11 protein-coding genes are annotated in these 11,613 nt (G+C 68.7%); 4 read left to right on the forward strand and 7 right to left on the reverse strand.

Translation table 11 applies throughout. The features are described from left to right. The 4 genes from CHC08_RS29585 to CHC08_RS29600 form a co-directional block, all read right to left on the reverse strand. Positions 1 to 198, reverse strand: a complete 198-nt coding sequence (locus CHC08_RS29585) for a type II toxin-antitoxin system antitoxin (RefSeq protein WP_089210651.1) — start codon at positions 196 to 198, stop codon at positions 1 to 3. Continuing rightward, the gene (locus tag CHC08_RS29590; RefSeq protein ID WP_089210652.1) at positions 191 to 1,042 is read right to left on the reverse strand and encodes an SPFH domain-containing protein; all 852 of its coding nucleotides are present in this window, start codon (positions 1,040 to 1,042) and stop codon (positions 191 to 193) included. Before CHC08_RS29590 ends, CHC08_RS29585 begins: the two co-directional genes overlap by 8 nt. Before the next feature lie 279 nt (positions 1,043 to 1,321). After that, positions 1,322 to 4,159 (reverse strand): ATP-dependent RNA helicase, encoded by a 2,838-nt coding sequence (locus CHC08_RS29595; RefSeq protein WP_089210653.1) that lies wholly within the window; start codon positions 4,157 to 4,159, stop codon positions 1,322 to 1,324. Between the two features lie 50 nt (positions 4,160 to 4,209). Then, a complete protein-coding gene (locus CHC08_RS29600) occupies positions 4,210 to 4,692 on the reverse strand; it encodes a winged helix-turn-helix transcriptional regulator (protein WP_089210654.1) in 483 nt (160 codons plus the stop codon). A gap of 96 nt (positions 4,693 to 4,788) precedes the next feature. On the opposite strand from CHC08_RS29600, the gene CHC08_RS29605 reads away from it, so the two are divergent. Further along, the gene (locus CHC08_RS29605) at positions 4,789 to 5,442 is read left to right on the forward strand and encodes a DUF899 domain-containing protein (protein ID WP_089210655.1); all 654 of its coding nucleotides are present in this window, start codon (positions 4,789 to 4,791) and stop codon (positions 5,440 to 5,442) included. Positions 5,443 to 5,742: 300 nt separating this feature from the next. On the opposite strand, the gene pdxR is transcribed toward CHC08_RS29605, so the two are convergent. Next, positions 5,743 to 7,236, reverse strand: a complete 1,494-nt coding sequence (pdxR, locus tag CHC08_RS29610; RefSeq protein WP_089210656.1) for a MocR-like pyridoxine biosynthesis transcription factor PdxR — start codon at positions 7,234 to 7,236, stop codon at positions 5,743 to 5,745. Between the two features lie 106 nt (positions 7,237 to 7,342). Here pdxR and CHC08_RS29615 point away from each other — a divergent pair, with 106 nt between their 5' ends. The 3 genes from CHC08_RS29615 to CHC08_RS29625 all read left to right on the forward strand — a co-directional run bounded on the left by CHC08_RS29615 (position 7,343) and on the right by CHC08_RS29625 (position 9,065). After that, the gene (locus tag CHC08_RS29615) at positions 7,343 to 7,930 is read left to right on the forward strand and encodes a TIGR03086 family metal-binding protein (RefSeq protein ID WP_089210657.1); all 588 of its coding nucleotides are present in this window, start codon (positions 7,343 to 7,345) and stop codon (positions 7,928 to 7,930) included. Next, positions 7,924 to 8,331 carry a hypothetical protein gene (locus tag CHC08_RS29620; RefSeq protein ID WP_089210658.1) on the forward strand — a complete coding sequence of 136 codons (408 nt, stop codon included), beginning with the start codon at positions 7,924 to 7,926 and terminating at the stop codon, positions 8,329 to 8,331. Before CHC08_RS29615 ends, CHC08_RS29620 begins: the two co-directional genes overlap by 7 nt. 215 nt (positions 8,332 to 8,546) lie before the next feature. After that, positions 8,547 to 9,065, forward strand: coding sequence for a hypothetical protein (locus tag CHC08_RS29625; protein WP_089210659.1), 519 nt, complete (start codon positions 8,547 to 8,549; stop codon positions 9,063 to 9,065). A 1,072-nt stretch (positions 9,066 to 10,137) separates the two neighbouring features. On the opposite strand, the gene CHC08_RS29630 is transcribed toward CHC08_RS29625, so the two are convergent. Together CHC08_RS29630 and CHC08_RS29635 are read right to left on the reverse strand one after the other, a co-directional pair. Continuing rightward, complete coding sequence (locus CHC08_RS29630) at positions 10,138 to 10,977, reverse strand: undecaprenyl-diphosphate phosphatase (protein ID WP_204358620.1); 840 nt, start codon at positions 10,975 to 10,977, stop codon at positions 10,138 to 10,140. Between the two features lie 200 nt (positions 10,978 to 11,177). Continuing rightward, the coding region (locus CHC08_RS29635) for a choice-of-anchor J domain-containing protein (protein WP_179282281.1) at positions 11,178 to 11,613 on the reverse strand (436 nt) is incomplete at its 5' end.

An 11,613-nucleotide genomic window follows, 5' to 3' on the forward strand; every position in this document is an offset into this window, starting at 1 on the left:
TCAATCAGATGACTTGTCCGGCTCGTCCGCGTTATCGCGCTCGACCTGTCGGGGGTCGCGGCCCGCGCCCCTGAGCGCCAGGCGCAGCGCGTACTCCAGCTGCGCGTTGACGCTCCTCAGGTCGTCGGCCGCCCACTTGGCGACCGCCTCGTAGACGGCGGGGTCGAGCCTGAGCAGGATCTTCTTCCGCTCAGCCATACAGGCTGCCGGTGTTGATCACCGGCTGGGTCGCCCGGTCCCCGCACAGGACGACCAGGAGGTTGGACACCATCTGGGCTTTGCGCTCCTCGTCGAGCTCCACCACGTTCTCCTCACGCAGCCGGGTCAGTGCGAGCTGGACCATGCCTACCGCACCGGCGACGATCTGTGTGCGCGCCGCGACGACCTGGGTGGCCTGCTGTCGGACCAGCATCGCCTGGGCGATCTCCGGCGCGTAGGCGAGGTGGGTGATCCGCGCCTCCAGCACCTCCACCCCGGCCAGCGTGGTGCGGTCGCTCAGCTCGACGGTGAGCTCGGCGGCCACCTCGGCGCCGTCGCGCAGGCTGGTGCGGCCCTCGTCGTGGGCGTCGTAGGGGTGGGTGGTGGCCAGGTGCCTGACCGCGGCCTCGGACTGGATCGCCACGTACTGCTCGTAGTGGTCCACGGAGAACGCGGCCTTGGCGGTGTCGATCACCTTGTAGACGACGACCGCCGCGATCTCCACGGGGTTGCCGTCGGCGTCGTTCACCTTGAGCTTGGCCGTCTCGAAGTTGCGCACCCGCAGGGAGATCGACTGCTTGCTGGTGAACGGCAGCAGCCACTGGAAGCCCGCCCGGTCCACCGACCCGACGTAGCGTCCGAGGAACTGGACGACCCTCGCCTCGTTCGGGTTGATCACCGCGAATCCGGTGAACACGAACAGCGTGATGACGATCCACGCGACTGCGGCGGCGGTCTGCGCCGTTGTCCCCATCGACGTGGTGACCACGGCCAGAACGGCTCCGAGCAGCACGAGCCCGGCCAGGACGGCGAATCCACTCGTACGGAAAGCACGTCGTTCCATGAGTCCCTGCCCTTGATATCGAAGTGATATCACTACGATAGCGCGCGGTCGGCCATGCCGCCCAGTGCTGGGAGAGGATTCGATGAAATTTCGGAGAAATGGTGCTTTGTCGGGGTGGGAGATGAAAAGTCCTGACAGGTGCCGGGGGAGAGGGCGTGCAGGAATGTCGGGGGGAGAAGGGCGGGGTGCCGAGGGGGGCGTAAGGGACGGCGCCGCGCCGGGACGCCGGGAGAGGACGTGCGGGAATGCCGGGGAGAAGGCTGGGCGGGGTGCCGGGAGTCAGCGGCGGGGGTTGATGCGGCGGGTGGCGACGGCGGACAGGGGATCCTCCGGCCAGGGATGCCGGGGATAGCGGCCGCGGAGTTCGGCGCGGACCGCGCGGTAGCCCTCGCGCCAGAAGGAGGCCAGGTCGGCGGTGACGGCCGCCGGACGGCCCGCGGGAGAGAGCAGGTGGATCACCAGGGGGACCCCGGCGATGCGAGGGGCCTCGGCCCAGCCGAACAGCTCCTGGAGCTTGGCCGCCAGGACCGGCTGGTCGCCGGAGTAGTCGATCCTGATCCGCGACCCGCTCGGCACCTCGATCCGTTCGGGGGCGGTGTCCGCCAGGCGGACACTCCACGGGACCAGGCGGTGCAGGGCGGAGGTCACGTTGAGACGCTCCAGGTCGGAGCGGCGGTGGGCGCGGGACAGCTCCGGCTCCAGCCACCGGTCGGCGGCGTCGATCAGCGCGCCGTCGTCCGTCGCGGGCCACGGGTCGCCGAGTGTCCGGTGACAGAAGGCCAGGCGTTCGCGCAGGGCGACGGCCTCGGGCGTCCAGCGCAGGATCGACAGACCCTCGCTGCGCAGGCCGTCCAGGATGGCGGGGCGGACGTCGGCGTCGCGAAGCCGGGAGGCGGACAGCTCGATCGCGCCCAGCCGTTCCACTCGGCGCGCCGAGACGTCACCGCGTCGTTCACCCGGCGGGACTCGCCAGCCGACCTCCTGCCCGCTGCTGTGGAGAGGGGCGGCGGCGAACCTGGCGATCTCCTCGTCGATCACCACCGCCTGCCTGACGCGGGCGGACGCGGCTCCGGTCGGGCGATCCGCGACCGCCACGGCCAGCCACTCCGCCGTCCCCAGCCGCGAGCCCCCCGGCAGCTCGGCGGCGGTTCCCGACGCCATCAGGTACGACCCGCCCCTGCGCCGGGCCACCCGTTCGGGGTAGGCCAGCGCCACGACCAACCCGGCCACGGCGTCGTCACTCGGCCCCGATCCCGCGCCCCAGCCGGGCGGCACGGAGACGCCGTCGCCGGGGGCTCCCCGCCGGTTCTCGCCGGGAGAGCTCTGCCGGTCGTTACGGGGAACGGCCCGGGCCAGTCGTTCCGTCTCCTGGCGCCACCGGGCGGAGAATCCACCGCCACCGCTGCCACCGCCCTGCCGGGCGGACCGCCAGACCGCGACCAGGTCGTCGCTCGCGTCCCTGGGGAGTTGCTCCGACAGCAACGCCACGACCTCGGCGGCCCGGGGGCCGACGTCGATCAGGGCCCGGGCAAGGCGGGGATGGACTCCGACGCCGGCCATCCGGCGGCCCCGGGCGGTGATCCGGCCGTACCGGGCGCCTGAAGAGCGTGGGCCGGGGGAGGCCGAAGAACGCGCGGTGTCCGGGGAGGGCGGGGGGCCTGAGGAGTACGCGATGTCCGGGGAGGGGGAGCCGTCGGGCGAGCCGAGGGCGCCCAGGGCGTACAGGGTCCGCTGGGCGGCGTCCATCGCGGCGGGCGGAGGCGGGTCGAGCAGGGCCAGGCCGGTGGCGGCGGGGTCGCCCCAGCAGGCGGCCTGCAGGGCGAAGCCGGTCAGGTCGGCGAGGGCGATCTCGGGCTGGGCGTGTTCGGGAAGGCGGTCGTGCTCGGCCTGTGACCAGCATCGATACACCATGCCCGGCGCCTCGCGACCTGCTCGCCCGGCGCGCTGGGTGGCCGAGGCCTTGGACGCGCGGACGGTGGTCAGCGAGCCGAGGCCGCGGGCGTGGTCGGTGCGGGGCTCGCGGGCGAGCCCCGAGTCGACCACGATCCGGACGCCCGGCACGGTCAGGCTCGACTCGGCGACCGAGGTGGCGAGCACCACTCTCCGCCCCGCGGAGGGAGACAGGACCGCGTCCTGGACGTGAGCCGGAGCCTGGCCGTGGACCTGGAGGACCTCGACGCCGGAAAGCATCGCGGCCACCCGGCCGATCTCGCCGACCCCCGGCAGGAAGCACAGCACGTCCCCCTCGTGCTCGGCCAGCGCACGCCGTACGAGGTCGGCGACGTGAGACAGAAAGGCCGGGTCCACCCGCAGGCCGTGAGGAGGGGTGACGGGTCTGGTGGGTGGCGCCCAAATGGGCGTGACCGGGTGCATGGTGCCGGAGGCGTGCACGATCGGCGCCGGGCCGTCGGGGTCGTCCACGGGCGAGAGGGCATTCGGACGGCCGGACTCGTCCACGGGCTGGAGGTCACTCGGCGCGCCGGAATCCGGTCGGCGCATCTGGGGCGAGGTGTCGGCCGAGTCGATCGGGTGGGCCGGAGACACGGTGGCGGCGGAATCCGGCCGGCGAGTCTGGGGAGCGGCTTCGCCGGAGCCGAGGAGGCGGGCCCAGGGGGCGGCGTCGGCGGTGGCGGAGGTGGCGATGATCCGCAGGTCGGGACGGAGGGTGGCGCGGACGTCGAGGAGGAAGGCCAGGGCGGTGTCGGCGTCCAGATGGCGTTCGTGGCATTCGTCCAGCAGGACCACGTCCACGCCGTCGAGCTCGGGATCACGCTGGAGCCGCTGGAGGAGGACACCGGTGGTGACGACCTCGATGAGGGTCTTCGCGCCGACCCTGCGCTCGCCGCGGATCGAGAACCCGACCTCGTCGCCCACCTTCGACTCCAGCAGCCAGGCCATCCGCTTCGCCGCGGCTCGTACGGCCATCCGCCGGGGCTCGGCCACGATCACCCGCTTCGGCGCGGACCCGTCGAGGAGTCCGGCCAGCGCGAGCGGGACGAGGGTGGTCTTGCCGGTGCCCGGAGGGGCGGTGAGCACGGCGATGCCACGCCGGTCCAGAGCCTCGGTCAGCTCGGGCAGGACATGACGGACGGGCAGGTCGTACCAGGCGGAACGCACCCGACCAGTCTCCCCGAGTTCGGCGACCGGCAGGACGGCGACGGTGCCCGTCAGGGTGATGTTCGGGCGGAGGTCTCCTCGGCCTCCGCTCCGGGGCCGGGCAGCACGTCGACGTCGGTGGCGTGCATCGGCTGGTCGCACACCGAGCAGTGCAGCTCTACGTGGCTGATCTCGCCGCAGGCGTGGTGCCGGTAGAGCACCGGTGGACCGGCCTCGCCCGCCGTCCACCGGTCACCCCAGCGCACCATCACCAGCAGCAGGTCGCAGAGCTCCAGACCCTTGACGGTGAGCGTGTACTCGTGGCGCGGAGGCCGGCTCGAATACTCCTGCCGCTCCAGCACGCCGTTCTCGACCAGCCACCTGAGCCGCTCGGCGAGCACCTTGCGTGAGATGCCCAAGCCCTGCTGGATCTGCTCGAAGCGGGTGATGCCGACGTAGATGTTGCGCAGGATCAGCGGCGACCACGGCTCGCCGATGACATCCATCGTGCGGGCGATCGAGCAGGCCATGTCGCCGAACCGGGTTCGCTGCATGGGTCCAGTTTAAGCGAGAGGGTTCCCTCAGGGAATGGTCGCCTGTTAGCGTTTCCCTGTCAGTTCCCTAAGGGAACGTATCGGAGGGATTGCACCATGAACCGTCCCCAGGTCGTCTCGGCGCAGGAGTGGCAGGCCGCGCGGGAGGCGCTGCTGGTGAAGGAGAAGGAACACACCCGCGCACTGGACGCGCTGGCCGCAGAGCGGCGCAGGATGCCGATGGTCCGGCTGGACAAGGACTATCGGTTCACCGCGCCGGACCGCACGACGGTCGGACTCGCGGACCTGTTCCAGGGCCGCCGCCAGCTGGTCGTCTACCACTTCATGCTGGAGCCGGGCCAGGACTGGCTCTGCGGGGGCTGCGCCTCCTTCACCGACAACATCGCCGACCAGTCGCACCTCAACGCCCGGGACACCACGCTGATCCTCATGGCCCGCGCGCCGCAGGAGGAGATCGACCGGATCCGGCGGCGGATGGGCTGGACCGTGCCCTGGTACTCCTCCCACGGCAGCGACTTCAACGACGACCTCGGCCTGGGCGGAGGCTTCGGGCTGAGTGTGCTGCTGCGCGACGGCGAGGAGTTCTTCCGCACCTACTTCACCAACGGCCGCGGGGTGGACCGGCTCAGGCTGGACTTCAACCTGCTGGATCTGACCCCGTACGGCCGGCAGGAGGTCTGGGAGGACTCACCGGAGGGCTGGCCGCAGGACCCGACCATGAGCTGGCTGAAAGTACGCGACGAATACTGAGCCCGGTGTTTCCCTGCCGAACGGCCGGACGACACCGCGTTCGACAGCGGCTTCCAGTGCCTCCGACAGGAACTCGGTGAGGACTGATCAGGGGTCTTCCATAACCGCGGTGCCGACCAGGAAGGACGACTTACGCCACATGCTTCGTCTATGTGAATCGGCGGCTACTGCGAGGCAAGTGGCACCGGCGTCAAGCCGGGTGGCCCATCCGAGTGGAGCTCGTGCCGGGCAGGGGCCATCCAGGCCGGAGTAGCCAAGTACGGAAGAGGCCTTCGGCGCGACCACGGTCGCTCGGGAGTTTTAACCCAGGCCGTGGCGGAGCAGTCGCAGGCCCTCGTCGATTCGCTCCAGGGGGATCGCTCCGTAACCGAGGACCAGTCCGGCCCGGTCGGGTTCGCCCGCGTAGAAACGCGACAGCGGGTAGACGGCGACGCCCACCGCACGGGATCGCTGGATCAGCGCCCTCATGTCCGGCGCCTCGGGTGTCCCCGCATCCGGGAAAAGCGCGCTCAGGTGGATTCCTGTCGCGGAGGGAATCGGGCGCAACCACCCGTCCGGTTGGGCGAGCAGTTCGATGATGCGCCGGTGCCTGGCCTGGTATTCGTTGCGCATCTTGCGGATGTGCCGGGCGAAGAGGCCCTCGTCGATGAAATGGGCGAGCGCCACCTGTGCGGGGAGCGAGGCGTGCCAGTCGGAGACGTACTTCGCCGCCCGCAACGCCCGCCGCAGAGAGGGCGGGGTGAGCAGGAAGCCGAGGCGCAGTGTCGGCAGCATCGTCTTGGAGAAGGTGCCGACATAGAGAACGCGCTCACCTGTGTCGAGACTTTTCAGGGTTTCGAGGGGACGTCCACCGAGGCGGAACTCGCTGTCATAGTCGTCTTCGATCACTGCGGCACCACGTCGTTCCGCCCAGGAAAGCAGCGCGATCCGCCGTGACAGCGACATCGGCATGCCCAGCGGGAACTGGTGGGACGGGGAGACGTACACCAGCCGGGCCTCGTCCGGGATCGCGTCCACGACCAGGCCTTCGGCGTCGACGGGTACGGGAACCACGCGTGCGCCCAGGGATTGGAGCAGCAGCCGAGGGGGCGGGTAGCCCGGTTCCTCGACGGCCACGCAGTCGCCCGGCTCCAGCAGCACGCGTCCGATGAGGTCGATCGCCTGCTGCGTCCCGTTCGTGATGACGATGTCGTCCGCGTCGGCCTGTACGGCCCGGGAGATTTCGAGGTGATGGGCGATCGCGGCGCGTAACCCGGCGTGACCCGCGGGCTCGCCGTACATCGCGGCTCGTACGGCCGAGGGCCGCAGCTCCCGGGACATGAGGCGGCGCCAGCTCTCGAAGGGGAACAGGCGGGCGTCCGGTATGCCTGCCCGGAAGTCGTACGCCGGTTCGGCCGTCGGCGCGGGCGGCGCGGGGATGTCATCCCAGCCGGGACGAGGGCGCAGGGCCTGCCTGGAGGAGGGCTTCCGCTGACGGGGGTCGTCCGTGGCGGCACCACTCGCCTGGTGCTCGCCCTCGTTGCCGGCGAACTCGCGCACCGTCGTGTTCCTGCCGGCGAGCTCGCACACATAGGTCCCCGCGCCGACCTTGCTGTCCAGGAAGCCCTCACCGGTCAGCCGGTCGTAGACGACTCCGACGGTGTTGCGGGAGACCTCAAGACGCCGTGCCAGCTCGCGTGTGGGCGGGAGTCTCTCCCCCGAGCGCAGCCGGCCATCGAGGATCGCGGCCCGTATCTGCCGGTAGATCTGCCCGGAGAGGTCGTTGCGCCCGTTCAGACTCACATGGAAATCCATCGTGTCGAATCTAAATTGGTCCGGTGCGAATCGTCAATTTTGGATCTTACGGTGGTCCTCTGCCCTTTTCTACGATCGTGGAGAACGAACGATTCAAGGGGGAGCTTTGGATATCCGGGACATCGACCGGCGGTCGCTCCAGATCGCCGGTGCGACCATCGCCCACGTGAAGGCCGATCATCTCGATCGTCCCACCCCCTGCGGGGACTGGACGCTTCGCGGTCTGCTCCGGCACCTGGTGAGCGAGAACGAGGGCTTCGCCGCAGCGATGGGGAACGGCTCGGCGCCTCGCACGGTCTGGGACGGCGGCCGGCTGGGGGACGATCCGTATCGCGCGTACGAGACGTCGGCGGAACTCGTCACCTCGGCGTTCGCGCCCGATGACGCTCTCGACCGCGACATGGAAGTGCGCGAGTTCGGGGTCTTCCCGGGGTGGATCGCGCTGAGCCTGCACGCCGTGGACTTCCTCGTGCACGGGTGGGACGTCGCCGCGGCCATCGGCGTGCCGTACGAGCCGGACGACGAGCTCGCGGCCACGGCGCTGAAGATCGCGTCGCGCTGGCCTGACGCGCCCGAGACGCGCGGCCCCGGTGCCGCGTTCGACACCCGCGTCGAGGTGCCCGCGGACGCCCCTGACTTCCAGCGCCTTCTCGGCTTTCTCGGCCGCTCTCCCCGGTGGACGCCGCCGTGCTGAGAACCGACTGGAAACAGGGGCCGACCACCGGCGAGCGAGGCGCGGTGCTGGTCAGCGTCACCGACTTCACCGCGAGCAGGCTGCTGGACCTGCCGGGGATCTTCCAGGCCGGACTCCGGCTGCGCCGTGAATGGCCGCGGCTGGACGGGGCGGTCGGCATGTGGCTGTGGTCCGAACCCCACCGGCTGAGGTGCGGCTCGGTATCGGTCTGGGAGAGCGAGGAAGCTCTCCACCGGTTCGTGGCCTGGCCCGTACACGTGGACATCATGCGCAGGTACCGAGGGCGGGGGCGGCTGAGATCGACTACCTGGAGCGCCGAACGATTCGATGCCACGGCAGCCTGGAGAGAAGCCCGCCGATACCTGTCGGGAGCGATAGAGCGAGGCGAGCCTCGCCGGTGAAACCGGACGCCGCAATACCGGTAGCACCAGCGTCAGGCCACGCGACCCATCTTGACGAAAGATCAAAGCCTGACTCCCGGATTTGGGGCCGAATCAGGGAGTAGCATGAAAGGGGAAGGAGGATCATCCTCATGGCTGATGTCAGGCCCCGGAAGTCTTCGGCAGGAGCGGCTAAGAAGCGAAAGCATCGGACGCTCCCGCCGCGAAGTGATCACGTGACGGGTGGCACGACGCAGGCTCCTCGTAGGAAAGAGATCGAGGAGCGGGCGGCGCTGGTCCTGTTCGAGCAGGCACAACGGCTGGACGGAGTGGCTGCCAGCACGCATGAGACCGGCACTCGTGACACTGTCCGAGAGGTCGTCCAGGATCTACTCGCTCACGCCGAGCCGGTGCGGGCGACGATCGCATCGAAGATTCTCGGCGTTGACGAGAAGACGGTTCGTGCGTGGGCCAAGGAAGGGCTGCTCGCCTCGGTCAAGGGAAGACCCCGTCTGATGCTTGAGGCCGAGCGCCTGTACGCCGTGGCAACACTCGTCCAGGATCTGCGCCGGGCCGGTCGCACCCGGAATCTGGTCGAGGCAATCTGGCAGCGCCTGCAGGACCGGGAGCTTCTGGAGAACGATCAGCTGACCGACGGTCTTCGGCAGATGGAACAGGGCGAGGGCCGTCCATGGCGGGAGATCAAGGCAGAGTGGAGTTCCAAGAATTCGGAGCTGACCGCCGGTGAAGACTGAGGTCTATCTCTCGGTTCTCGCGGAGAAGCACGCTGAGACCTTGCGGAGCGGATCTCAGGGCATTCATTGCCTTTGTCGGTGATCTGGAAGCGCGAGGTTGCGCGGCCCTCGGATATCGACTCATGGGGGAGATCCCAGTGAACCGGTTGTGCGTCAAGCATTTGAGAGGCGCCATGCGCGTCGTGGTTGCCTTCAAAGAGCCGGGTCAGGTATGGGTGCTGATGCTGGGACCTCATGATGAGCGCAACCGGACGCACGATGTCTACACCTCTCTGTGGGAGGTATGCGGGCTGGACACACCACCGGCAGGTGAACGTACCAAACCCCCCTGCTGTGACGACGGAGGCGCGGACCCGAACCTGCCTGAAATCGATGATCTAGTGGCTCGTTGTCGTGATCTTGCCAAGCCGCCTCGTCGGCGTAAGCGTCCAAACTGAAAACTCCAGACTGAACGGCTCTATGCCCCGGTAGACACCAGCGTCAAGCCAGGTGATCCGTTCGGGCGGGATTCCTGTCAGGCGGCCTGGCCGTGACTGAGGAGTGGCCCGATGGCGTTGAGACCTTCGCCGAAGGCCTTGCCATGGGGCGGAAGCGGTGGATTTGGTATATGTCAACGGTTAACTGAGTGGCAGATTTACCGAAGCATCTATGGCAGTTCTGCCGTGAGGTCTGTGGCAGATTAGCCGCAGGTATTGCGGCAGATCTGCCGAATTTTCAGGAGCCCACTCACCCGCCCAGAGGCGAGAGTCAAGTATCCGAAGGATCCCCATGACCATCATGGTCTCGGTGGCACCGGCGTCTCGTGTCTGGTCGGCCTGATTTCCGGCGACGCGTAGACCCTCCGTTTCAGCCGGATCCCGGCCCTTGATCGCCCGGCGTGACTGTGTCGATCTTGGGCAGAATCGTTTTCGGCTCCGGTTTTCTCTACGTGATCAAGGTAAGCAGCTTACGGCGTCAAGGCGATCGATGAGCGTGCTGTCCAGATCACAAAGGGTGAGCCGCTGCACAGCGGCTCACCCTTTTCGGACGGGGGCAACGATCCAAAGTCTCCGAGGCTGGAGAGAGCGGGGGTCTAGGCGTTGGGGGTCAGGACGCCGAAGCTCACGAGGGCGATGATGAAGATGCCCAGGGCGATCCGGTAGATCACGAAGCCGGTGAAGCGGTGGCTGCTGATGTACTTCAGGAACCACGAGACCGCCAGGTAACCCACGATGAACGAGATCACGGTGGCCAGGATCGTCGGGCCCCAGGCGGGGGCGGCGCCATCGCCGATCTTGGCCAGCTCCAGGAAGCCGGCGCCCAGCACGGCCGGGATGGCCAGCAGGAAGGAGTACTTCGCGGCCTCCTCCCGGCGGTAGTCCAGCAGCAGGCCGGCGCTGATCGTGCCGCCGGAGCGGGAGACGCCGGGGATCAGGGCGAGCGACTGGGCGAAGCCGTAGACCAGCGCGTGGGTGAAGCTGAGGTTCTTCTGCAGCGTGAGCTTGTTGCGGGCGGTGCGGTCGGCGAATCCGAGGACCAGACCGAAGACGATCAGGGTGGCGCCGATCAGGCGAAGGTCGCGGAAGGCGTTCTCGATGGAGTCCTTGAAGACCAGGCCGAGGACGACGATCGGGATGGTGCCGATGATCACGTACCAGCCCATCCGGGCGGCGTGGTGGCTGCGAAGGTCGGGCGTCCACAGGGCCCGGACCCAGGTGGAGATGATCTCCCAGAGCTCCTTGCGGAAGTAGATCACCACCGCGGCCTCGGTGCCGAGCTGGATCACCGCGGTGAACGCGGCTCCGGGGTCGGGCCAGCCCGCGAGGGCCGACACGACCCTGATATGGGCACTGGAGGAGATCGGCAGGAACTCCGTCAATCCCTGTACGAGCCCGAGGACCACTGCTTCGAACCAGCCGATCAACTTAAGCACCTTCCATACCAGCACGTGCGTGACTAGGCGAGGCTAGCGGAGGGACAGGGCGACCGTAACTCGGTCATTCGGTTGAGGCCGCCGAGCGAGGACCTGTACGCGCTCATCTGGGCGAGTACGGAACGGTCCCCTTCTCCTTCACGCGCTGATCTTCCGAGTACGGCTCCCGCCTCGTGAGCGGAGGCGGGAGCCTGTACCGGCTATCGAGTGATCTTGACGTCGTCCACTCCGGCCTCGACCAGGGAGGCGCCGGAGGCGTCACCGGCCTCGATCAGGATGCGGACACTCTGCCCGGCGAAGGCGGAGAGGTTGGCCGTGGCCGTGGCCCAGGCGCCGTTGCGGTTGGCGGCCGCGCCGAGCTGCTGGAACACCTGGGTGGTGGTGGAACCGACGACCTTCACCCGCAGGAAGTCGGCGCTGGAGGCGTTGGAGCCGTGCGCGAGATACCAGGAGAACGACAAATTCAGCGTTCCGCTCGGCAGGGTGATCGCGGGTGAGCGGACGCTGGTTGTGCCGCCGTCGAGGTCGTAGTCGCCGGCGGCCGCGCCCGCCAGTCGTCCGGTGACCAGGTCGTTGGAGCCGCTGACGGTGGTGCCGAGCTGCTTGGCGCCGCTGGAGGTGGTGGCCTCCGGGTCA

This window comes from Streptosporangium subroseum (assembly GCF_900188345.1).
Classification (GTDB): Bacteria; Actinomycetota; Actinomycetes; order Streptosporangiales; family Streptosporangiaceae; genus Streptosporangium; species Streptosporangium subroseum.